Here is a 23,286-nt window from a genome sequence, read left to right as displayed (position 1 = left end):
TTATGGTGGATGCTAAGACGATTTCTAAAGGAATAATACGTGCAGTTATAATTCTATTTTCTCTTGCTGTATTAGGTCAAATGCTTTTGCAAATTAGTTCAATATTTATATATACTGGATTTGCTTTTGTTTTGGCTTTAATTGGCAAGCCTATTGTAGAGTTTTTAAGAAGAAAACTTCGCTTATCTAAAGTATTTGCTGTTACTTTAACAGTTATCCTTTTCTTAGCCTTTTTCCTAAGCTTCATATTTATGTTTATCCCTTTGTTTACTACTCAAGCTCAGAATCTTTCAGTATTAAACACATCACACCTACAAGAAGATTTCAATGGTCTTATACGCAAAATAGACTTCTATTTAGACACAAAAGGATTCAGCTTAGATAAAATAATAGAAGGAGCTAATTTCCGATCTCATTTAAAGTTAGACTTTGTTCCTAACCTATTTAATACCATACTAGGTTTGCTAAGTGAATTTGGAATGGGAGTTTTTGCTATTCTATTTATCACCTTCTTCTTTTTAAAAGATCAAGTTCTACTTGAGTATCAATTCAAAAAGCTATTCCCTAGCAAGCACGAGATTAAAGTTTTAAAATCAATAGATAAGATAAACAATCTTTTATCACGTTACTTTTTAGGGCTAGTTGCACAGATGTCTATAATATTTGTACTCGCTTTTATCCTATTAGCAGTAGTAGGAGTTAAAGGAAGTCTAATGATTGCCTTCTTAGTCGCTATATTGAATATCATTCCATACATTGGACCTCTTATTGGTAATATATTATCTGTCCTATTTACGATGTTAAGTTTTATAGGGGATAACTTTAGTGAAGTTACCTTACCTAAGGCAATTACCGTAATGCTTGGCTTCTTATTTATACAACTAATAGACAATGTTATCAATCAACCTTTAATCTTTTCTAATAGCGTTAAATCACATCCACTAGAAATATTTATTGTTATTCTTGCAAGTGGAATGTTTGGAGGAATATTTGGTATGATAGCGGCAGTGCCTATTTACACTTGTATCAAAGTAATTGGTAAAGAATTCTTACCCAACAATAAATTTGTACAATTACTCACAAAGAAATTATAATTGAAAACAGAACTATTCTTATCACAAGAAGTACAACAATATATACAAGATCATTTAAATAGTGATCTAACTAAAATAGCATTTAAAAAGAGCCCTTTTGAAGATATCTCTATGAGTGACTTATTAACTCAAATAGAATCAAAAAAGAAAACTAAAGACAAACTACCAACTTGGTTTGAAACAGAAAATATCCTGTTCCCAAAAAAGCTTTCTATAGAACAAACCTCATCCGAACCTTGTGCATCTTATAAAGCTTCACTAATATCTGGTGACACTTTGATAGATCTAACAGGTGGTTTTGGTATAGACTGTTATTATTTTAGTAAAAACATAAAGCAAGTATTGCATTGTGAGATGCAAGAAGACCTTAGCGAAATAGTTCGTCTTAATAATCAGGCATTAGGAGTTGATAATATTAAGTGCCATACTGGTGATAGTTTAGACTACTTGGCTCAACATAATCAACCATGGGATTATATCTATGTAGATCCACATAGAAGAAATGACTCTAAAGAAAAAGTGTTTTTCTTAAGTGATTGCGCCCCTAATGTACCTGAGCATCTAGATTTATTATTTTCTAGAAGTACTAATATCTTGATTAAGACTTCTCCTCTACTAGACATACAGGCTGGTCTAAACGAATTAAAACATGTAAAAAGCATTCATATCGTAGCTCTTCATAATGAAGTTAAAGAACTATTATGGATATTAGAAAAAGACTATACAGGATCTGTTGAACTTAATGCTGTTAATCTTACAAAAGACGATACACAACTATTTATTTCTTCATTAGAAGATAATAGTACATCACTATTCAGTGAACCTAAACAATATCTATATGAGCCCAATGCAGCTATATTAAAGACAGGTAGATTTGACGCAATAAGTAAACAGTTTAATTTACACAAACTACACCCACATAGTCATCTCTATACTAGTGATGCATTAATTGATTTTCCTGGAAGAAGATTTACAATAGAACAAATCATTCCATATAATAAACAAGAAGCAAAAAAACACTTGCTAAATACAAAAGCAAATGTCACGACTAGAAATTTCCCTATAAAAGTTGAGGAAATAAGAAAGAAATGGAAAATAAAAGACGGAGGAGATACTTACATCTTTTTCACTACAAATATCAAAAGTGAACGAATCTTTATTATTTGCTCACGAACATAACTCCTCTAAAGGTCATATAGTATTTAATATGACCTTTTTTTATATCATAAGGACACTTAAATTATTTAAGCAATAGGGATATTTAAACCCGAATTATGCAATAGACATATAAACGAAAAGTAATTATACAAAATAGGTCTGAATTAGTGATTAAAGCATACTATAGTATGTTTTTAGAGCGAATAAAAGAACTATGAAGTAGAATTGCTTTGTAGTATTTGGCTAATGCGTAATTCGGGTTTAAACAACACATACGTTTATCACACTATTTACAATAATACTATTGCCTTATTAAAAAAATAATGATAATTTGTCACCAAACTAATAACAAATGAAAAAACTGGCACTCTTACTGATCTTTACTCTTGGCATCACCACTTCGATACATGCACAAGAGAGAAATTGTTCTATTGACTATGAAGAAGTTAACGATACAATTAATTACAGAAAAACAAACAATGTACTTGTTTATGAATTTGACAGAGTATCCACCACTAGCTCATTGTTCTTTTCTTTAGTAAATAACAATGGACACCCCTTTCTAAACTTGCAATATCTACAAAAAAGTCCTGACTTTATTCCTATCACTTGTGTAGCTAAAAAAAGTATGGTTTCAATAAAGTTAGTTAATGGAACAACCATTACAGCACATTACCTAGGAGATGATGTTTGCGGAACTTATACCTATGATCAAGAAAAGAAGAATAATATCAGAATACTAGATGCTGATTTCTATATAAAGAAAGAGCACTTAGCACTATTAAAAGCTTCCCCTATATCAATGGTTCAAATACGCTTTCCAGGTACTTCAGAGCTTTTTATTATTAGGAATGAGTTAAAATCAACTATTGTAGATCTTCAAACAAAACCAACACAATTCTTCATTGATAACATTCCATGCATAGAATAAATGTATTTTGCGATTTAAAATCAAAATAAACACACAAAACATCATATTTTAAAAGGTTTTTAGTAAAACTAAAAGCCTTTTTTCATACCTTTATACGTCAGCTTTTGACATTATAATATATTAAGCGATAAGTGATTATACATCCACTATCCCTTCATTTAACCTTAGTGTGATATTTTTACTAAAATTTATCAGAAAATAATTTGTTTTTATTAATATTTTACCATATTTTTAATTAAAATTACGAGTTTAGACCACCACACTTTACTCAGCTAAATCTAACAAACTATGAAGAAATTTATCGCTTTTTCCGTTGCCTTATTATCGATATTGACGATTACAATACTTCAAGGCTGTTCATCTTCTGATGATAATAACACACTAAATGAACCACAAACTCTAACAGCTACTCATAGTAATATAGAGAGAAAGTGGTTGACTACGTACTATACTTTTACAACAGATATTAATAAAGCTGTGAAAACAGCATATCAAGTATCCTCTGTAGAAATTACTTTAAAAAATGGTGAATACACCTTATTTGATAGATATAGTGAGAAGAGCGACAAAGGCACTTATACACTAAATGGAAGTTCATTAGCTCTAAAATCATCAGTTGTAAATGAGAATATCAATTTCAAAATAAACAAATTAACTCAAAATGAAATTGACTTAACTGTAATTAATCATAAACACTTAACTTCAGTTGAATTAATTGTAATTAAGTAACAACATATAATTATATAAAAGACTTGTATTCAAAATATGAGTCTTTTTTTTGGCCTAATTCTTGTATTTAAATATATGTATTGAAGAGGTATTTATTAAAAGCAACTACCTAAGAATACACAATATGAACTATTTTAGTCTTTTTAATATGACAAAACTAAAATACTCACATATTTTTAATATATTAGATCATGTAATAAAAAAAGAAAAGTACTATGAAACAGAAACTAAAAATCACTAGTAGCTTTATCATTATTGCTTCCTTACTCATTTTAGGCCACCAACTTTATATGTATAACATACATATAGAAACCTTAAAACAATTAGAAGCTTTTAAAGTACATGAATACGATAAAGAAATATTCTTTAGTGTTCTAACTTTCCTTATTGGTATAACCATGTATATCAGGTCTAGAAGAATAAAAGAATAAGAAGATATTAAGAAGATAGATTGCTAAGCAATCTACTAAGTATTTAAAATAATGGTATAAAAAAACCTTTCTTACGAAAGGTTTTTCTTTTTTATCTTATGTTACTATTTTTTAGCTAAAACATATTTATCAGCTAGAGGTCCAGTAACTTCTTTACCTTCTTGGTCTAACATTAAAAGGCTTCCTTCTTGCACTTTATATTGTGTAGATTCACCCTCAGCAACTAAAGTAACGATTGTTCCTTCAGCGTTCCAAGTAAAAGTACCTTTTTCTTCAAACTTCTCTTCTGCTTTGTCTACATAGATTGTAGTCTTAGCGTAAGTTTTATCTTGATTTAAAACTACAGTAGTTTTAATATCACTATTAGCACCTGGTAAAATTCCTTCGTAAGTACCTGCCCAGTCTAATGAGTTTTCTGAAGTGTGCTCATCCTTAACAGCAGTTTCTGTTTCAGTTGTTGTAGCTGTTTGCTCTGTCTCTGTTGTTTCTGTTGCTTTAGTATCTTTACAACCAACAAATGCAATACCTGTAAGTAATACAGCTAATGCTAACATTTTTTTTCCTTTCATAACTTTGTTTTTATTATTTGAGAGAATAAAATTACAACAAATAATAGAACGAACAAGAACCAATTCTTTTTTTATATAAAAAAGAAAGATATGATAGGTAATTAATATACAATACAAATATTTGCCTCTCAAACCTTATTATTTTTAACATTCTAAACAGCTTGGACTATAAATGTCAATAAGCTAAATCTATAAACTCCCCTTACCTTCTTTTCTATATAGTCAGTAGTAACTAAATAAGCTTTCACTATTTACACAATCACAGCCACCCCCTCCATAAAAGAGAACTTCTACATTATACCTGATATTATTATATTTTTCATTTTCTTGTATCAAAACGAGATGTCATTAGATGTCACTTTTCTTATTTTTAATGTCTTTTTAAAACTTATTTAACATTTATATAATCACTTTATTATTCAAAAACAAGCTATTAGCCCTAACTACTTTAAGATTCTTTTATCACCCTATTATAAAAAAGCTTATATTTGAATTGATTATAATAGTTATTTGTTGTTGCATACATTATACAAACAGTAATTCAAATAAGTTATTTATAACAACTAACGGTAAATAATTTTAATAACGATAAAGAGTATTTTAATTTTCTTACTAGCGCTTTTTAATCCGAGTACACTAATACTCGGATTTTTTTATTTACAAAAATTGGAATAATAATTGTTTTAAAGAACGAGGGTGTTTTTTCATTCATCAAAGCTTATCCACCCTTAGTCAAATAAATGAGTATAATCACATAATAAAACTGTATTTCGCATAGTATTAATAATAGACCTTCTAAAATTGATTGTAATTTAACTATGATAAACAAATTTCTTTCTAAGCCGAAACGACTATTCTTTGTCGTTTTTTGGACTACCCTTACTTTCTCAGTTTACCCACAGATACTATCGCCACACGATCACAATATTTGGTTACTACCTACTTTGATTGTTATGACATTCACAATAAGTATTTCCCATTTTGTAAGTGATTTTTTACTACCTAAAGCCCTCAAAAAAGGTTCTATAAAGAGCTTTTTACTATTCGCTTTATTCTTTATTATTTTGTTATCTATATTATTAGCTACTTGCTTTACACTATTTCCTTATTTTTTGAGTAGTAGTAATTTATTTGTACAAGATGCACTTCTCAACCCAAGAGACTTATTCTTTAACCAGTTATATAAAACCATTCCATCCGCTATGGCTATTATTACCACTACCTGCGGAATACGCTTCTATGAAGAACACCATCGTATAGAGAAAATAAATACGAAGTTGAAACAAGAACACTTAGAAGCACAGATCAAACTGTTACAAGATCAAATCAATCCTCACTTGATGTTTAATGTACTGAATCATATCTATACCTTAATGCAAAACGATGTAGAACTTGCCTCTACAGTCCTACTTAAGTTCTCAGATATCTTAAGATATCAGTTATATGAATGCAATCATAAGATGGTTCTATTATACAGAGAAATTCAATATCTAAAAGATCTAGTCGCTATAGAACAAATTAGATGGGGAGATGAACTAGATGTGAACTGCAAATGGAATATGACCAATCAAAAGTTAGTAATCGCTCCTTTGCTACTAGTACCTCTTATCGAGAATGCATTTAAACATGTTTCGAGATTACCTCACACAAAAGGATATATAATAATCAACTGTACTGAATCAAATAATACACTACATTTATATATCGAAAACTCTAATAGTATAAAGTATAAACTGCCTAAAAAAGAAGGAGGTATTGGAGAAAATAACATAAAAGAACGCTTACTTATGCAATACCCTGATATGCATACCCTACAGATAGAGCATACAGATGACAAACATATTGTAGAACTAACCATTCAACTAAAAGAAGAAGTATGTCCATAGATAAAAAGAATTCCCCGTTAAAATGCTTAGTAGTTGATGACGAACCCTTAGCTAGAAAAGCAATTATTGACTATATCGCTAAGATTGATTTCTTAACAGTAGAAGACTCATGCGCATCTGCTATTGAAGCACTAGAGCTAATACAAGATACCTCTTATGATTTACTCTTTTTAGACATTAATATGCCTTACCTCACTGGTATTGAGTTCCTAGAATCTATAAAACAGCCTCCTCTTGTTATTTTTACAACGGCTTATTCAGAACATGCTTTAGACGGTTTTAGACTACAAGTAGTTGATTATCTACTTAAGCCTATCTCGTTTAAACGATTCTATCAAGCAACCTTAAAGGCAAAAGAATTATTCGACTTAAGAAATGTAGATCAGAATGAAACTACGAATAGTATTGACTCTACAGTATATGTCAAACATGAGGATAGTTTCGTAAAAATAGATTGGAAAGATATTATGTACATTGAAGCAATGCAGAACTACCTAAAACTTCATCTAAACCACCGTTGTTTAATCATTCATCAGACCATGATTGCCATAGAAGAATTATTACCTAAAGAACACTTCTTCAGAATTCACAAATCCTTCTTGATTAATATCAATCATATCGAATCCATATCTGGTGGTCGAGTATTTATTAAAGAAACAGAACTACCTATCTCTAGAATGAGAAAAGAAGCCTTACTTACAGAAGTAGTATATAAAAACCTACTAAGTAAATAACTCAAAAAAGGACATCAAATATTCCTTGATAAACTAAGTTATATAGATATCTGAAAGCCATAATTTTAAACATCCCTATTATAAGTTAACCTTTGTTGCATACTATCATAAAGAAAATAAATGTATCTAAAAAGCTTTAAAACAACATTCTAACACCTATATCATTACTAATTTTAATGTAACTTCGCTTTAACCTTTAACCAATAACTAAACGAGATTAACTATGCATCCTGTATTTAGCCCTAAACTATATTTTGACAAAATTGTATTTGAATACTTGAATTCTACGCTAAAATCAAACGGTTTTATTAAAGGAAGAGGAAACAATTGGACAAGAACAAACGGAGCTATTTTTAGTAAAATAACAATTGAGAAGTCTAAAAGTCGATTAGATAGAGAAGTGTCTTTTCGCTTCTATCTACACATCTGTCCTGATGGTGTTCAAAATGCTATAGTAACTATTGACAATAAAGAAATGGATTGGACTTATAATGAACAGGTCTATTCTCTCGAATGCGAAGATGTTTTATCTAAAGAAAGAAAAATGTTCAAGTTTAAAAACCACGGTTGGTTAGGTTGGTATGTAATCTTCAGAGAGAATGCGTGTGATCAACTACTAAATGATGAACTCAAAGTTGATTTTGAAAACTACATCCTACCTGTTATAAATAAGATTAATACAATTGACATTTACCAAAAGGCCAAAACTGATATGAATACGTATCCTAAAAAAGATATACACTTAGGGATATACGATTACCTTTTTGAGTAATAAATACAATTAGTTAAAACAAGTCTATAATCTGATAGCTTATAAACTTCACTTATAATTATTAAAACTATTATTAAACACTTTAACATTAAGAAAACAGCTCCGAATTGGAGCTATCTATCTACTCCTCAGCATCATAAGGTTTATGAAGAAACAGTTCATACATTTCTTTATAACACAGAAATAATTGATCTAATTTCAAATCATGGAACTCCTCTAAATCAACAATTTTATCTTTTAAATCTTCTAAAATAGAAAAAGGTATATGATTAATTAATTTATAAGAATAATTTTTATTTAGACTCTCCAATTCACAATAAAACATAACCCTAATCCTATTAATTTCATGTGAGTACTTTTCTAGATTAATTCCTAAAAACTCAATAAGTAATTTCGATAATTTAATTATTAATCTTTCATAATTTCTTACCATGATTTCTTTATTTGTAGAATTAAAATGTATTTCATAATACTCAAATAACTCAATACGCTTCTTTAACTTATCCACAATACTCATATCATCCCACTCACGAATAAACAATAATGCATTGATAATAAATATTCTAAATGATTACCTTTATATTTCTCTAATACCTTAACTAAATCCATCATAATTCTTTTAAATAATATATTGTTCCTTTAATTGGTGTTGTACCATCAAGAAAACAGCTCCGAAATCGATTCATATTTTTATTCTATACTATTTAGTATATTACTCTTAAACAACATACAAACTAAAACACCCATAATCTGTTCGTACACCTAATTGTTCACCTATAAATTTTATCTCGCAACTTTTGACTACGTGTTCAATCTTAAAATGGTGTAGCTCTTTTTTATTCATAAAGTCAAATACATAGGCATTAGTTCTTTGTACTAAAACTAGTTTTGTTTGATCTTTATTAAAACAGAAGGCATTCACATCTTTTGTATATTCAGGTACTTCCAGTTCTTTTAGTTTAATTTCTTGATTCATTTCTAAATCAAAATAACGCATCCCCCATGTACCATAACGCTCCCTTACTACAAGTAATTGATTAGATTGAACAAATTCCATCTGTCCTACCTCTTCAAAATCTCCTGTAATAACCTGTGCAATACTTCCATCAGCAGTATTAAAGATCTGAATCTCCCCTACTTTACTGTGATAAGCGAGTAATGTTCCATCTTGTGACAACTTACCACAACACACTGTTTTACCCTTATGAGGTATAGGGAATACAATTTCTTTTGAGGTATTGACAAGTGCAATACTCTCTTCTAGACCTATTGCTATCTGATGCTCTGAAACTGATAGAAAAGAAACACTATCATTATAATCTTCTTTTAGATTAGTAAAACTATCTTTTTCGAGGTTGTATTGATAAATAGCATGATCTATATCTAAGACTATAGTATCACTATTTACTTGATATTTCATTGTCCAGGCAAAACACCTAGGCAACTTAATTTCATTAAGTAAGTTCCCCAACGAATCTAATACAACTAGAACATCTCCTTCAGTAGTGTTTTTATACACTATGATTCCTTTAGGCGTAGAAGAGAATACCAAGGCTCCTGTATATCCTCCGCCTATATAAGTATGTAAACTAGGATTTCCTACTATTGTGTTTTCATTAACTAATACAAAGCCTTTTTTTAAAGCTTCCCATTCCTTTTTATAGAAATTATCAATTGCTTGTTCTTTATCTGAAAAAGCTTTTTCTGTTTTCCTTAGTTTATCTTCTTTTCCAGTTTCAGTATGCAGTACATTGTTTTTTACAGAGAGATTGAGCACTTTACTTGTTGCTCTATTGATCAGTCTATGACTATTTACTTTGTACTTCATTGCTTTCTATTTTTTAATTAAAAACTTCTGTATTCTCTCTACATAAGCTAATCATAGAAAGAACCTAAACAAGATAACTAATTTACAGATATTAAAAGATTTAAAAAAACATTTCACTAACCTCTTTCTTTCCATATCCATTTAACCAAAAAACGTTTTAAAAGAAGACAAACGATACCCTTCTTTTAAAACGTTTTTTGTTACTCATCTATAAGCTCCACTTCAGAGACATTCCACCATAGAATGTAGTAGAGAATTTAGGATCAGCTACTTTTTTCTCCTTAAAGATACTCTTAATTTTCCTCTCATTATAAGAGAATGACCTTACTAAAGTACTACCTGCTGTAAACGATAAAGTCATATTATCAGAAAACTTAATCACAGGACGCAGACCAGCTACGATTTGCTGAAACCCTAGAATCTTGGTTTCACTATCTTGTTTGACGATAGCGGTCATCCCTTGCAGGTCTACAGCTGCACTTAATGAAAAGTGATCTGTAAACTTGTATCCCAGCTCAGCGCCTTTAGGGAAAGTCACCTTAACAAAGAAATCACCACTCGTCTCCCAATTCAGATAAATACCTGGTAACACCATAGGTACCCCAAAGCTATTCGTCAATACAGGCCCACCTCCTAGTGAAAAATTAGGTCTAAAATGCTTGATAAAAAATACTGCTCCCTGCCCAAGGATAGCATCTTTATTTATATTCTCCATATCTGTATACACCCCCACAGACCCCATCAACAATAATGACCACGAATCACTTATCGATCGAAAGTGCTTTACACCTACAGAAGTATTTAATAATTCTGACGGGAACAGCTGTTCTTCATAATCTTTATGATTCATCCTAGCATACCCTCCATAAGCCATCACAGACCATATCCTTGGCTTATCTCGATGGTCCATTTTCATAGAAAGAGGGATTTCTAAAGCAAGTTCTACCTTTTTAAAATCACTTTTTGAATCCGTCTTTAAACTATCTATCGGCCTAATATAATTAGACATAGGGACATAATCTACCTTAAATTCCCCTTGTATCTTACTTTGAGCTTGTACAGTATAAATACTCATAAATACCAAACCTAAAGCCATCAAATGTGTTACTATTCTCATCTATTCTATTTTGGCACAAAAAAACAATACCTCCATTAAATGGTAAAAACTATTTGACGACTGACTCGCTACACAGGATATAAATAACAGATTCGATTACTTAAGTATTCAGAATAAGCACCATAGCATTCTCCTACCTCTACTTCTCTACGTACATAATCTCTCCATTACACTAGATAAACAAGCTTTATCTAGTATAAAAAAATCACTTATTCTTCCACAAAAACAGATTAAATAGATCAAAATATTCATTTTAGGAGCCTTATTACATTATTTTTTACCCATATATACTCTAATGAATAGAATTATTAAGAGACAGAACACAAATTTGTATTATTTTTTTATCTACTAAAAAAACATATTCAACTAATAAACAACACATTAACATCTATTAAGCCATTATAACACATCATAGACAACACCCTCTTAGCTCAGTATATATGGCTTATATAGGCTATTCCTTGGACAATTCTAGGAGAATACTAGGACTATAACTGGCTAAAAGCCTCTTTTGCCCAATAATACTCCTTTTATTCTCTTTTTACTATACTTAGATATCATAATAATGTTGGTGAAAAATGATTATTTAAACAGCGTTATTTAACCAAATATGCCGTTTTCTACTCTTTACACATACATAAATATATTCTCATATAGCCATGGTCGTATACAGCTACTACTCTTAACAGTCCTTTATTTTTTAAAACAACATAAACATTTGTATTACTGTATTTTATATCTTGTATAAAGAAATAGAACATCCTAAAAACAACGTTGTTATGGCAGAGATTAAACAAGGAATATTAAGTGAAGTAATAGGAAAAGTAGGGACCATAGTAGGCGTTAGATGGAGAGGTAGAAATATCATCCGTGCTAAGCCTCATAAATCACGTAAAAAAGCAACAGAAGCACAGTTGAGACAATGGGATAAGATGAGCTTAGTCTCTACGTTTACTGCTAAATTCAAGGATTTTGTCAATATGTACTGCCCTGCTATCTTTATAGAAGGCAAATGGATGACAGGTAAAGAACAGATGATTTCCAGATTAATGAAACAAGGAATCGAACTCTACAATGGTGTACAATATATCAATGTAGAACAGATATTACTCTCTATAGGAACGCTAGCTCCTGCCGTAATAAAAAAGATCAATCGCCTCAAAACTGGGAAGATTAAGGTACAATGGGATAATACACTAGTCAATGCCCTTACTCTCCATACTGATACCCTTACGATGATGGCGTATAATGAAGAGCTAGATGCATTCATTGATATCCCAAATATAGGTACACGAGCAGACAGGTATGCGCACTTCAGCCTACCTGCCCATTGGGACAAAGGTAGGATATACCTATGGAGCATGTGGAAATCAGCAGACAATAGTATCAACAGTACTAGTTGTTTTCACGGAGTTTTAGAACTTGCTGAACAAGAGAATACAACAGTGGAGAATAACCAACCTATAGCACAACAACCAAGATCTGTTCATACAGACACTCCTAGCACAAAAGAAGATAAACCAATCACCTCATCTTCTACTGTACAAAAAAAGTCTATATCACAAGCAAAACAAGAGATAGAACCAGCTATGCCTATTCATCCTAAAAACAAGGATATACCTCTTAGGGAACAACAACCCGTCGATGAACAAACAGAAGTAGACAATAATCTAGCTTATCCTTCTGGCTATATAAGGAGAGTCAGTAAGGAACTGATCAGAAGAATAAGTGAACCCGATAAGTCACTCATTCCAGATACAATGAATGAAGCTTACTCTATTCTAAAGCTATTACTTCCTGATGACGAACAACGAGAATGAGCCAATAAATAAGTTATCTGCTTTATCTAAGTCTGTAAATAATTAAATTTTATGTACATTATACCTGTTTATAATCTACTGGTATACTATTATAATTTACAGTCCTACCTTATACAGACTCTACTTTATTCTGTGTACTATGACTATCTTTGTGATATCAATACCGTTTGATTATTATTCATAACTTTAAACAATCAAAACAGGTCAACTATGAGTATAGTACTAACAGACATAAAAGAGAACTTAGGAATTATCACCATTAATTCAGAAAAATCACTTAATGCACTATCACTTGAAATCGTGAGCGAATTAAAAAGGATTTTAGAACAATGGAGAGATGATAGCAATATAAAATGTATTTTTCTACAAGGTGCTGGTGAGAAAGCATTCTGTGCTGGTGGGGATATCCGCCAAGTAAGAAAAGCAATAGAAGACTATAAAACTATAGACCCTACTCAGGTACCTCCTATCTGTGAAGAATACTTTATTACAGAGTACAGTGTAGATTACTTAATCCATACTTATCCTAAGCCTATAGTTGTCTGGGGAGATGGTATAGTGATGGGCGGAGGCTTAGGATTATTAGCAGGAGCCTCACACCGCATTATCACAGAGCGCAGTCTACTAGCTATGCCTGAGATTAGTATTGGATTATATCCAGATGTTGGAGCTTCTTATTTTTTAAATAAGATGCCTTCTGCTTATGGATTATACTTAGGGTTAACGGGAACTCGCTTTGATGGAGCTGATGCCTTATTTCTAGGTATTGCAGACTACTTTATACCTTCTACTGTGAAAGATAGTATACTAGACGAATTAGTACAGATCAGTAGTAGTGATCAGCTATCAGATAAGCTTAATACCCTATTAGCACAGCGCAGTACTCCTAGTACAGACTTACCTGTATCTCAGGCGATGTTACACAAGTCTCTTATTGCAACATTAGAGTCAATACGCTCTGTAGCAGAATTTATCGCTATCGTAGAGCCTGTAGCCAAATCTGATGCATGGGTGGCAGCAGGGTATTCATTCTTTACTAAAGGTTCTCCTACCTCTGTCCACGTTATCTTTAGACAGCTTACAGAGAGTAAACACTACAGCTTAGAAGAAGTCTTTAGATCAGAGCTTAATCTAACGTGTCAGTTTACAATACATCCAGATTTCTCTGAGGGAGTAAGAGCCCTATTAATAGATAAAGACCAATCCCCTAAATGGACACCTAGTACATTAGAGCAAGTGAGTAACGAATGGATAGAAAGCCACTTCACTCCTCTGTGGTCTACAGAAGAGCATCCTTTTAAAAATATAAAACAAGCATAATCATGACGGAAGAACAAAAATTCATTGCTGAGTCTATTAGTTATCTCATTAAATCTGGTTTTTGGGACAGTGAAGATGTAGAGGAGTTTATTACTGAAGAAATCAATGAGAATGATTTAGAAGGTAAAATCAACGAAAAGTGGATAAAAGAAACTATTCTAAAAGAGGAAAGAGCACTGCTTAAGGCAAGTAAAAATTGGCATGTACCAACTACAACACAAAAGTTAGTAAAAGCTTTTGACCAACTAGTGGATCAACATATCATCGCACTTCATTATGCAGGATATACTATAGATGATGGATACTATGAAGTAGATCAAATAGAAGAACAACTACAGGCAAAAGGAAAGAAGTCTAAAGGAATCTGTTTTTATAACGAACAAGACCTTCAACGTGCCTTTAGAGAAAAAGATCCTTATTTAACTCTTGCTTTCCAAGATATGCACTCTGAAAAAGAGGAAGACTCTATCTCAGTAGGTAAAAAAATTGTTCAAACCTTACAAGAAAATGGGTTTAAAACAGAATGGGATGGTACTGCTACACAAAAGATCACTATCTTAAACTTTGCGTGGCAACAAGCTTATAAACCAGAAAATGCCCTATTACTAGATTACGATTCAGTAGCTGAGAAACTTCTTAAAACGATATAACTTTAAAAATGAGTAGTACGATACGTACTACTCATCTTTTTTACATCTTATCCGTAATAGTCAATTCTTACTCCATTAGCTATAGTAGTACACAGTATGAATATAAGTAAATAATGAGAATGTTTTTAAAAAAACATGTTATTTATCATGTTTTCAACCTATTAAACCACTTAAATTTGTTATAAGAAATAAAACAATAAACAAATAGAATAATTATTACACTAGTAATATAGGTATATTCAGAATAGGTTTGACTATGCTATCTCATAAATAATTGATGACAAAATATGAATCAATATTCTCACTAAGAGAAAAAAGTATATCAATAAATTATCTTTAAAATTACCTTTGTGATAGAAGCAAAGCACCCATATAATCACAAAAAAACTGTTTATTTAGACCGACAGGTAACCTTATAACAATTACCTGTACTTAATCCAACAGATCATAGTATGACAGAACTGTATGATAGCGCACAATTATACAACGTCTCTTTCATTCAAATCTAAATAAGAGTTACAGTTCAATTTTTTCACTCTCTATAACTCCCTTATAGAGAGTTTTTTATTTTCCTTAAGCTGTATCCTTAGTTTTTAGTTTACTAATAAAAACAGAAGGAGAATCTCCAGTCACTTTTTTGAAAGTGACAGTGAATCTGCTGTGAGAAGCAAAACCACATTGTTCTGCTAAATAACTGATCTTATACTTTAAAAATTTAGGATCTTGTTTTAAGCAAGAGACGATATATCCTATTCTCAGTTCATTGACATAAGTAGCGAAGTCACATTCTTTATTCTTATTAATCACATAAGATAAATATCGATGATTAACGCCTATACTCCCTGCGAGTACATTAAGAGAGATGTCTTTATCTAAATATCCCTGTTCTTTCTCGAAGTGGGTTATCTTATGTAAGATATCCTGTTCTTTCTCTTCTGTGATATACCGTTTTTCTTCTGTACTATCTTCTTCATTACCTTGTTCTTCTAGGTCCTCAGCAGACTCCATAAATTGCTTTACTGTTCTTCTTAATCCCCGAACATACCTTAAATAAAAAACACCTGCAGATGCCACTAAAAAAAGAGCTATGGCATTAAATAGGTAAAAGATATTATACAGTTTGTTCTCTGATCTCTCTTCTGATCTAGTATATACCTCATCATTATTTTCTAATAAAACATCTAAATCCTCTATCTGTCCTAAGACTCTAACTTTAGCACTGTAAATGTTATTATTTAATTCACTTACGACTTGTTCTTTATTTACTGCTAAAGCTACATTTCCCCCACAAAACATAGCTAAAAATAAAGCTAATATGATATTCATTTTTTTACTCTTAATTTAAATACTGTTTATTAAAACAAAACATTCTAACAAATACAGAAGTATTCATATATAAGCATACCAAATGCTATAGGTGACATATCACCTATTCTTAAAAGGGGGAGAAATCAGATACGATTAAACTTATGGGGGGAATTTAATCTACTTGATATTAAAACACTTCGTATTCTTTATGCTTAATTACTATTTACTTTACTTATATTTTTTCAAACTTTTATCTATAGTTGTATGGAAACTAAAACATAAAGTTCTTTCTAAAAACAGTTAAATATTTATATTATTCTCTTTTACACAATCCTGCAAAAATAACTTTTTTCACCTCTAAAACAAAATCACAGTTCCTTATAATACGTGAAACAAGCCTATTCATTGCCAAAAAAATTCAATTTGTTTTGCGTATAAATACCGATACTCTGCCAAATTATTACACTACAAATTCTGCTGCCAGTTCCATGCTGTTCTTAACGATTCTTCAATAGTCGTATTTGCTTTCCACTGTAATTCTAACTCTGCTTTAGATGCATCTGCAAAGGCTATTTCGATATCACCTGCTCTTCTATCACAGATCTTAAACGGTACTTTTATATCATTAATTCTTTCAAAGCTCTTGACTATCTCTAATACAGAAGTTCCCTTTCCTGTCCCAAGGTTAAATATGTCTAGTACTTTATCCTCTTCACTAGACAACAGTTTCTTTAGTGCTGCCACATGAGCTTTAGCTAAGTCTATCACATAGATATAATCTCGAATAGCGGTTCCATCTTCTGTCTCGTAATCATCTCCGAATACATTCAAACATTCTCTGACACCCGCTGCTGTCTGTACTACATAAGGGATTAAATTATTAGGTATCCCTTTAGGCATTTCTCCAAGTAATCCTGATGGATGCGCACCTATAGGATTAAAATACCTCAACAAAGTTGCTCTTTTTTGTTCTGCCTCAACATAATCACGTATAATCTCTTCTCCCATCTGCTTAGTCTTTCCATAGCACGATTCGGGCATCTTTAGAGGAGTACTTTCACTGATAGGCATGATATCAGCCTGTCCATATACTGTACAAGAAGAACTAAAGATAAAATTAGAGAGATTCTGTCTCTTCATTTCTTTTAGAATGTTCAGTAGCGAACCTATATTATTACCATAATACTCTAAAGGAAGTACTTGGCTCTCTCCTACTGATTTATATGCTGCAAAATGAATAATACCATCAAATCTGTGCTTATCAAATAGCTGAGCTACTTGATGACTATCTTTTAAATCTATACAATAATACTCAGGTTCTACCCCTGTAAGCTTCTTAATATTCTGTAAGACATCTTCTTCAGAATTAGATAAGTCATCCACTATCACTACCTCATAATTATTCTCTAATAACTCCACTACCGTATGAGACCCTATATATCCTAGTCCTCCAGTCACTAATATCTTTTTCATGTTCTATTTTATTGTTTTACATCTAAATAATAATCACGATCTATAGTACCATCTACTAGGTCTTCTGCTGTACTTCCCTTATGTAAGCTATACAACTCTTCATAATCTTTAGTATAATGTGCATCTGGCACTACATTTAAGTCAAAAGTGACTTCTATATTCTCTATGGTATCAAAGTTGCCATATAGTGTGACATAATGCTTTACATAGCCTATGTTTTTAGTCGTATCAAACTTTAATACAAGTTTTCCTTCTCCTCCTGCTGGAATATGTTTTAACGAAGCTGTATGGGCAACTATGCAACCACAAGACACTATAATATCTTTTAGAACAAATGGGTTATCTCCTTTATTCACTAAAGGAAATACCATTGTCTTCTCTTCTCCTTGAATAACTGGATAATAATGTCTGTCGTTATCAACAATTTCTAAACTGGTTGTCTCTCCTTCTCCTCCTTTACATCCCACTAATAGTGTAAAGAACAATAGAATGAAGAGTGTATATTTTATTCTACTCATTATATTTTAATTAGTTATTTGTATTTCATCAAGAGCTATAGTCACTCTACTTCCTTCCTTCTTTGTAAAGACAATCTCCATTTTCTCACTTTGATTAAAATCAATATAAGTCGAGAACTCTGCTATACTATCTGTCAGGTGGTAAGAAGCTGAATCAATAGTCTTGACTAACTTACCATCTAGTCGTAACTCTATGAGAGCAGGTGACTCAAACTGATGCTTTTTATGTAATAAAAAGCGCAAAGCAAGTGTCTTCACACCTTCTATATGAGTTGTATTAAACTCTACAGACCACTTATTCTCTGGAGATATATACCATCCTAAATGATAATCTGTTCTAAAGCCTAACAATCCATTACTTAATAGCGTACTCGAGGTTATCACTTTGCCTGTGCTGTTTTTAACTATTATAGGTTTTAGGAGAAGAAAGCTTTCTTGTCCTTCTTTAGCTACGATTTCTCTCCAACTAGTTAGATAATTATCTACATTACCTTCTGCTTCTTTATACTTCAGTATTCCTCGTTCTTTAGCTAGATTTAATACCTCTAAGCCATTTTTGAGTTCTTGTTTAAAGGTGATTGAGTTTCCTTTTACATCAATAGCTCCTAGATGATCAGAGGCACGATAATACGCTAATTGTAAGCGAGTAAAAGTAAGTGCAGTATATAGTTTATCTAACTTCTTTCTCTCTTCTCCACTTGTAATTAAAACTTGTTTTGCTAAAGACTGATAGAAATGAATAAACTCTTGTGGATCTAAGTAGGTAGTAAAGTTATCTTCTGGAGAACCATACATACTATATGGTTTATTGGCTTGATTATAACGCTTCTCTAGGCGGATATAATAAGTGCTGAGCAAATCTCCACTCTTAGGATATACCTTCTTAAAGTAGCTTCTAATTAACTCTTCTACATCTGCATCAATATCTTTCAATAAAGTAGTTGCTACATAATTCTGTACATCTGAGAAAGAAGAATAATCATATCCACTAGCATTTAAAAAGATCCCTTGTACACCAAGATTTTTAAAAAACTTAAATTGGTGTTGTAATCCATAAAGAATTGGTATTGGGCTTAGATAATCATCAAAATTAGAGCTATAATCCCATAAGAGAACCTTATTGGTCTTCGTACGCCACGTCTTGATATCAGATATAAAACCTTGTACATTTTTCTGAGCTAGATACTTCTCTTTTAGAGCTACTCCTTTAGGGATATCTATCGTACTTATCATCACTCCTACATTAGGTTCTAAAGTCACCTTAGGCACTGTCTTAGTTGATAAATAAGCTAACATATAGAACTCATACTTCGGAAATCGTCTAGCTAGTTTATTAATCAGATGAGCGACAGACTCTGAAGCCTGAGCAGTAGACTTATTCAAATCAAGACATCCTGCACAGCTACACACAATGGCGTTGTCATTAGGTGCAATCACAAAACGATAATGCTCTGAGCCCTCCACCCCATAACCATAGTTATCAATAATGTATTCTGATAGATAAGCATATAAATCCCCTGAAGTGAAACAGAACTGATCTCTGTTTACTTGTTCATTTACTCTCGCATAGATTATAGATTTAGGCTCAGAAGGAATCGCTTTAGCAATGTTATGCCCCCAAATACCCCAATCTTCTTCCACATTATTATTTCCCAATACACCAGACTGATCTAATAACAAATTCTCTAGGTAATGAGGTTCTCTATAAGTAAAGTCATTTGTACTACACCCTGTGACAAAATCTAATATAGCTGGTGGCAAATCTGCTGTTAGAAAACGAGAATCCTCTTCTGATATCGCTTCTATTAGCTGATATATTACCCATTTTATAGTCTGTCCATCTCTAGCCTTAATACGCAAGCCTTGATGATCATGCTGAATGCAATAATCATGCTCTAGAGTCTCATCCATTGTTATATAAATATGTTTGGCACTATCTTGTTCTTCATTCCCTGTAGCCATTTCTACAATGGGATGAGTAGAAGTACGTCTCATCAGATGCTTGTATAAATAATCTGCCCACAACTTGCTCTCAAACACATCATCTGCATGAATAACGTAATATTCACTGCTCAATTTTTCTGAAGTATTCGCCTTACAGCCATAGATACAGCATAAGACAGATAACAACGAGTATTTAATTATATTAGAAAACCACATTTATTGCAAAATATAGATTGTAAAAATTCTTATACTTCAACTGATTATCCTTGTAGTTATACCAACTTCCCATAATACTACCTGTAACATTCTTGAACAATACTGTTCCGTATCCTGCTTCTACATTGGTATTCAACACATCAAATGTATCATACAGCTGATAATCGATTAACTCAACATCAGGAGATGATCCCACGCCTGCATTAGCCGCTATAAAATGCTTAGGAGACGATAAGAAATACCTTGCATTTACAGATAGATTATACATCCACTTATGATTACTAAAAAAATTGTTTAGCTTCACATTTAGACTGTATTGATCTGTCTGCTTAGTAGCTCCTAGAACTATATTAAACATATTATCACTAGTATTCGATACCTCTTTATCCTTTTGGAATATTCGATACCCTGCTCCTAGTTCTAATTCTACACCGCCTAAAAAGTTAAAGTCTCTGAACACAGATCCATTAATAGAGAACTTAGGGAAGTAAGCATCTGCAAAAGCTATATTAGCATTACTGCTCCACTTATCACTCCAGGTTCTAGCCCAATCAAAATGACCTTGAATACCACGACCTGCTTCTCTAGCGGTATAATTCGTTCCGATAGTATAACTATTCTTTAGCGCATGATAAGTGTAATGAACTGAAGCTATAGAGTGCTTCTTACTAGACTTATCATCAAAGTGACTGCGCAAATACTCTATACCTATCTCATTTCTCAATGATTTATAAGCTAAGAACTGTAAGTGCTTTTTATACTCTTCTAACTCTATAGGTGATGGGTCATAGAAAAGCTGATAAGCATAAGCCTCTGCATATTTCTTTTGCTTTTCTAATACTAATCCTTTAGTATATTTTATAACTCTACTATTAGGTAAGTATGCTAAGGTTTCGTCTAATACGCTTAGAGCCTGATCAGTCTGATTCTCTTTGATCAACTGTAAAGCATACTTTTCACTGATCCCTTCATAAGTGGTAAGTGCTAGCTCATGATAAGGTTGTTGTATTACTTGCGATAATATAGCATTGTAAATAGGACCATAGTCTGTTGCTACGTTTCCTTGATACTCTGCTAACTTCACCTGAAAGAAGACTTCTTCTGGATACACCTCTACTCCTCTTTGTAAATAGGCTTCCATTTCTTCTTCTCTCTTTAACTGATGAGATAAGTTAACTGCATACACAAGTGCTGTTTTATTAGTAGGGTCATGAGCTAGCCAACGTTTAACGTAATATAAGCTTTCGCTATACAAAAAATGTTCATTCTGGTCTTTGACAATAGCTGTACACAACTCCTGATAACCTGGCAAATAAGTTCTTCGTTGATCTAAATCTAAAGCAATAAGCTCTTCTTCATAGGCTGCTAAAGCTTCGTTATACTTATGTAGTTTAAAATATAAATCTGCTTTTTTAAAGCCTAGATAAATAGACTCATTCGCGTTTAGTTCATATTGATTCAATGTATGTAGTGCACTAGTATAGTCTCCCTTCGCTACATAAGCTCTATACAGTCCCATATAACCTAATGAGGTAATCTCCTTATCTGATGACCTTAATAGAATATGCCACCTATCAATCGCATATTCATACTGCTCTTCTAGCATAAAACCTTTAGCTTCTTCTAGTGTAATCTGATAATAAGAATCTTGTACATCCATATCGCCAGGATAGCTAGTATATAACTGTTTGACTAAAGCTTTTGCTTTAGCTGTATTCCCCATACGAGTATAGACTTGTAGTTCTTTTAGTGCTAACTATTTACTAGTACCTGATGCCTTTCTATACTTATTTAGCTGATACAACGCCTCCTCATATTGCTGCTGAGCAATAAGTTGGTTAAATACATAATTAAAAGCTTCTTCATTACGAGGGTTACTATTCAATACCTTACTATACAAGTCAAAAGGAGCTGTTACCTTAGCGTGTCTAGCTGCTTCTAAAGTGTAATAATTATATTGCTGAGTCAATTTAGACTGTTGTAAAAATGGCAATAATAGATCATATCTCTTCTGATCTGATAATACACCTATCTTCTTATTCTGTAGGGTTGTATTATTTGGAAACAAAGTAAGTGCTCTCTCTATCTGGATAAGAGCATTATTCCAATCTGCTGTTTTGATATAATCATTAATCAGTACTAAATGATACTCTACATTTTTTGGGTCATTCTTAATCAATTCTTTATTTAAAGAAATCGCTTTATCAAAATCTCCTAACGTTTGATTCTTTGCTAACTCTAGTTCTATACTATAAGCATATTCATTCTTTAGATTTTGATCAGACGGATATATCTGATACAATCTCTTTCTCAGTCGATCTGCTTCCACATGATTGCCTTGTAGTTCAAATAAGTGTATTTTTCTCTTCCATAGACTTTTTAAATATGGCTGTACTTCCAATATCTCATTGACATAACATATCGCACTAGAATAGCGCTTCGTCTCTGTTTCTACATTGACTAAAATATGTCTAGCATCTATTTGTCCTGGATCTAATTCGATAGCCTTAACTAACTCATACCTCGCTTTATCATATTGTTTAATATGGTGGTAATACTTTCCTAATAACATGCGCAGATCTGCATCTTTAGGGTCTTCTAGCATCCCTTTATCTACAATCTTCTTACCTGATTCCCATTTATTCTCGTTAAACTCACGGTTAGCAAGTAATACATAATCTTCACTCCCTTCTTTAGTTGTCTGTACTTGTGCATAATTATAAGTAGAAACTAACAATACGCTTAACTGTATCAGGTGTCTTTTTATTCTATTCATTTCGTTTACAAA

Annotated in this window: 20 protein-coding genes; 10 read left to right on the top strand and 10 right to left on the bottom strand. The window is 32.0% G+C overall.

From position 1 onward, the window contains the following. Window positions 1-2 precede the first annotated feature (2 nt). The 4 genes from E0Z07_RS11790 (at window position 3) to E0Z07_RS11770 (ending at window position 3,912) form a co-directional block, all read left to right on the top strand. Complete coding sequence (locus E0Z07_RS11790) at window positions 3-1,094, top strand: AI-2E family transporter (protein ID WP_131540786.1); 1,092 nt, start codon at window positions 3-5, stop codon at window positions 1,092-1,094. Further along, a complete protein-coding gene (locus tag E0Z07_RS11785; protein WP_006260973.1) occupies window positions 1,095-2,273 on the top strand; it encodes a class I SAM-dependent methyltransferase in 1,179 nt (392 codons plus the stop codon). 331 nt (window positions 2,274-2,604) lie between these two features. After that, window positions 2,605-3,183: a hypothetical protein gene (locus tag E0Z07_RS11775; RefSeq protein WP_006259215.1), complete on the top strand. Its 579-nt coding sequence runs from the start codon at window positions 2,605-2,607 to the stop codon at window positions 3,181-3,183. 288 nt (window positions 3,184-3,471) lie between these two features. Continuing rightward, a complete protein-coding gene (locus E0Z07_RS11770; protein ID WP_131540785.1) occupies window positions 3,472-3,912 on the top strand; it encodes a hypothetical protein in 441 nt (146 codons plus the stop codon). A 535-nt stretch (window positions 3,913-4,447) separates the two neighbouring features. Here E0Z07_RS11770 and E0Z07_RS11760 read toward each other — a convergent pair. Continuing rightward, the gene (locus E0Z07_RS11760; RefSeq protein WP_131540784.1) at window positions 4,448-4,912 is read right to left on the bottom strand and encodes a copper resistance protein NlpE; all 465 of its coding nucleotides are present in this window, start codon (window positions 4,910-4,912) and stop codon (window positions 4,448-4,450) included. Window positions 4,913-5,730: 818 nt separating this feature from the next. On the opposite strand from E0Z07_RS11760, the gene E0Z07_RS11755 reads away from it, so the two are divergent. The 3 genes from E0Z07_RS11755 (at window position 5,731) to E0Z07_RS11745 (ending at window position 8,304) form a co-directional block, all read left to right on the top strand. Continuing rightward, window positions 5,731-6,798: a sensor histidine kinase gene (locus E0Z07_RS11755; protein WP_006259220.1), complete on the top strand. Its 1,068-nt coding sequence runs from the start codon at window positions 5,731-5,733 to the stop codon at window positions 6,796-6,798. Beyond that, window positions 6,789-7,532 (top strand): LytR/AlgR family response regulator transcription factor, encoded by a 744-nt coding sequence (locus E0Z07_RS11750; RefSeq protein ID WP_131540783.1) that lies wholly within the window; start codon window positions 6,789-6,791, stop codon window positions 7,530-7,532. Before E0Z07_RS11755 ends, E0Z07_RS11750 begins: the two co-directional genes overlap by 10 nt. 223 nt (window positions 7,533-7,755) lie before the next feature. Beyond that, window positions 7,756-8,304: a DUF4304 domain-containing protein gene (locus tag E0Z07_RS11745; protein ID WP_131540782.1), complete on the top strand. Its 549-nt coding sequence runs from the start codon at window positions 7,756-7,758 to the stop codon at window positions 8,302-8,304. A 121-nt stretch (window positions 8,305-8,425) separates the two neighbouring features. Here the strand turns inward: E0Z07_RS11745 and E0Z07_RS11740 are convergent, their stop codons facing one another. The 3 genes from E0Z07_RS11740 to E0Z07_RS11730 all read right to left on the bottom strand — a co-directional run bounded on the left by E0Z07_RS11740 (window position 8,426) and on the right by E0Z07_RS11730 (window position 11,249). Beyond that, on the bottom strand, window positions 8,426-8,812 hold the full coding sequence (locus tag E0Z07_RS11740) for a hypothetical protein (protein ID WP_131540781.1): 387 nt from the start codon (window positions 8,810-8,812) through the stop codon (window positions 8,426-8,428). Window positions 8,813-9,022: 210 nt separating this feature from the next. Next, window positions 9,023-10,132 (bottom strand): WD40 repeat domain-containing protein, encoded by a 1,110-nt coding sequence (locus E0Z07_RS11735; RefSeq protein ID WP_131540780.1) that lies wholly within the window; start codon window positions 10,130-10,132, stop codon window positions 9,023-9,025. 208 nt (window positions 10,133-10,340) lie between these two features. Continuing rightward, on the bottom strand, window positions 10,341-11,249 hold the full coding sequence (locus E0Z07_RS11730; protein ID WP_131540779.1) for a DUF6268 family outer membrane beta-barrel protein: 909 nt from the start codon (window positions 11,247-11,249) through the stop codon (window positions 10,341-10,343). A 779-nt stretch (window positions 11,250-12,028) separates the two neighbouring features. Between E0Z07_RS11730 and E0Z07_RS11725 the strand changes: the two genes are divergently transcribed. The 3 genes from E0Z07_RS11725 to E0Z07_RS11715 all read left to right on the top strand — a co-directional run bounded on the left by E0Z07_RS11725 (window position 12,029) and on the right by E0Z07_RS11715 (window position 15,039). Further along, a complete protein-coding gene (locus E0Z07_RS11725) occupies window positions 12,029-13,069 on the top strand; it encodes a DUF6266 family protein (protein ID WP_006263359.1) in 1,041 nt (346 codons plus the stop codon). A gap of 210 nt (window positions 13,070-13,279) precedes the next feature. After that, window positions 13,280-14,389, top strand: a complete 1,110-nt coding sequence (locus E0Z07_RS11720; protein WP_006263358.1) for an enoyl-CoA hydratase/isomerase family protein — start codon at window positions 13,280-13,282, stop codon at window positions 14,387-14,389. Window positions 14,390-14,391: 2 nt separating this feature from the next. After that, window positions 14,392-15,039, top strand: coding sequence for a DUF6891 domain-containing protein (locus E0Z07_RS11715; protein ID WP_006259226.1), 648 nt, complete (start codon window positions 14,392-14,394; stop codon window positions 15,037-15,039). Between the two features lie 573 nt (window positions 15,040-15,612). Here E0Z07_RS11715 and E0Z07_RS11710 read toward each other — a convergent pair. The 6 genes from E0Z07_RS11710 to E0Z07_RS18265 all read right to left on the bottom strand — a co-directional run bounded on the left by E0Z07_RS11710 (window position 15,613) and on the right by E0Z07_RS18265 (window position 23,274). Next, complete coding sequence (locus E0Z07_RS11710; protein ID WP_131540778.1) at window positions 15,613-16,365, bottom strand: helix-turn-helix domain-containing protein; 753 nt, start codon at window positions 16,363-16,365, stop codon at window positions 15,613-15,615. 447 nt (window positions 16,366-16,812) lie between these two features. Then, window positions 16,813-17,820, bottom strand: a complete 1,008-nt coding sequence (gene galE / locus E0Z07_RS11705) for a UDP-glucose 4-epimerase GalE (RefSeq protein ID WP_131540777.1) — start codon at window positions 17,818-17,820, stop codon at window positions 16,813-16,815. A gap of 8 nt (window positions 17,821-17,828) precedes the next feature. Beyond that, window positions 17,829-18,338, bottom strand: a complete 510-nt coding sequence (locus tag E0Z07_RS11700; protein WP_006265101.1) for a DUF1573 domain-containing protein — start codon at window positions 18,336-18,338, stop codon at window positions 17,829-17,831. Between the two features lie 6 nt (window positions 18,339-18,344). After that, window positions 18,345-20,498, bottom strand: a complete 2,154-nt coding sequence (locus tag E0Z07_RS11695) for a DUF4838 domain-containing protein (RefSeq protein WP_006265100.1) — start codon at window positions 20,496-20,498, stop codon at window positions 18,345-18,347. Continuing rightward, entirely contained in the window at window positions 20,485-22,221 is a 1,737-nt protein-coding gene (locus tag E0Z07_RS18270) for a YaiO family outer membrane beta-barrel protein (RefSeq protein WP_233445966.1), read from the bottom strand. Before E0Z07_RS18270 ends, E0Z07_RS11695 begins: the two co-directional genes overlap by 14 nt. A gap of 33 nt (window positions 22,222-22,254) precedes the next feature. Beyond that, window positions 22,255-23,274 (bottom strand): tetratricopeptide repeat protein, encoded by a 1,020-nt coding sequence (locus tag E0Z07_RS18265; RefSeq protein ID WP_233445965.1) that lies wholly within the window; start codon window positions 23,272-23,274, stop codon window positions 22,255-22,257. Window positions 23,275-23,286 lie beyond the last annotated feature (12 nt).

Source organism: Myroides odoratimimus, assembly GCF_004337635.1.
Taxonomy (GTDB): Bacteria; Bacteroidota; Bacteroidia; order Flavobacteriales; family Flavobacteriaceae; genus Flavobacterium; species Flavobacterium odoratimimum.
This window is presented reverse-complemented; position numbering and strand designations above follow the sequence as displayed.

What these genes read in the sequence shown, in the direction of transcription:
- E0Z07_RS18265 (WP_233445965.1), bottom strand. Translation starts at nt 23,274, where the DNA reads ATGAATAGAATAAAAAGACACCTGATACAGTTAAGCGTATTGTTAGTT.
- E0Z07_RS11750 (WP_131540783.1), top strand. Translation starts at nt 6,789, where the DNA reads ATGTCCATAGATAAAAAGAATTCCCCGTTAAAATGCTTAGTAGTTGAT.
- E0Z07_RS11790 (WP_131540786.1), top strand. Translation starts at nt 3, where the DNA reads ATGGTGGATGCTAAGACGATTTCTAAAGGAATAATACGTGCAGTTATA.
- E0Z07_RS11760 (WP_131540784.1), bottom strand. Translation starts at nt 4,912, where the DNA reads ATGAAAGGAAAAAAAATGTTAGCATTAGCTGTATTACTTACAGGTATT.
- E0Z07_RS11725 (WP_006263359.1), top strand. Translation starts at nt 12,029, where the DNA reads ATGGCAGAGATTAAACAAGGAATATTAAGTGAAGTAATAGGAAAAGTA.
- E0Z07_RS11715 (WP_006259226.1), top strand. Translation starts at nt 14,392, where the DNA reads ATGACGGAAGAACAAAAATTCATTGCTGAGTCTATTAGTTATCTCATT.
- E0Z07_RS11735 (WP_131540780.1), bottom strand. Translation starts at nt 10,132, where the DNA reads ATGAAGTACAAAGTAAATAGTCATAGACTGATCAATAGAGCAACAAGT.
- E0Z07_RS18270 (WP_233445966.1), bottom strand. Translation starts at nt 22,221, where the DNA reads ATGGGGAATACAGCTAAAGCAAAAGCTTTAGTCAAACAGTTATATACT.
- E0Z07_RS11710 (WP_131540778.1), bottom strand. Translation starts at nt 16,365, where the DNA reads ATGAATATCATATTAGCTTTATTTTTAGCTATGTTTTGTGGGGGAAAT.
- E0Z07_RS11700 (WP_006265101.1), bottom strand. Translation starts at nt 18,338, where the DNA reads ATGAGTAGAATAAAATATACACTCTTCATTCTATTGTTCTTTACACTA.
- E0Z07_RS11745 (WP_131540782.1), top strand. Translation starts at nt 7,756, where the DNA reads ATGCATCCTGTATTTAGCCCTAAACTATATTTTGACAAAATTGTATTT.
- E0Z07_RS11730 (WP_131540779.1), bottom strand. Translation starts at nt 11,249, where the DNA reads ATGAGAATAGTAACACATTTGATGGCTTTAGGTTTGGTATTTATGAGT.
- E0Z07_RS11695 (WP_006265100.1), bottom strand. Translation starts at nt 20,498, where the DNA reads ATGTGGTTTTCTAATATAATTAAATACTCGTTGTTATCTGTCTTATGC.
- E0Z07_RS11720 (WP_006263358.1), top strand. Translation starts at nt 13,280, where the DNA reads ATGAGTATAGTACTAACAGACATAAAAGAGAACTTAGGAATTATCACC.
- E0Z07_RS11755 (WP_006259220.1), top strand. Translation starts at nt 5,731, where the DNA reads ATGATAAACAAATTTCTTTCTAAGCCGAAACGACTATTCTTTGTCGTT.
- E0Z07_RS11775 (WP_006259215.1), top strand. Translation starts at nt 2,605, where the DNA reads ATGAAAAAACTGGCACTCTTACTGATCTTTACTCTTGGCATCACCACT.
- galE (WP_131540777.1), bottom strand. Translation starts at nt 17,820, where the DNA reads ATGAAAAAGATATTAGTGACTGGAGGACTAGGATATATAGGGTCTCAT.
- E0Z07_RS11770 (WP_131540785.1), top strand. Translation starts at nt 3,472, where the DNA reads ATGAAGAAATTTATCGCTTTTTCCGTTGCCTTATTATCGATATTGACG.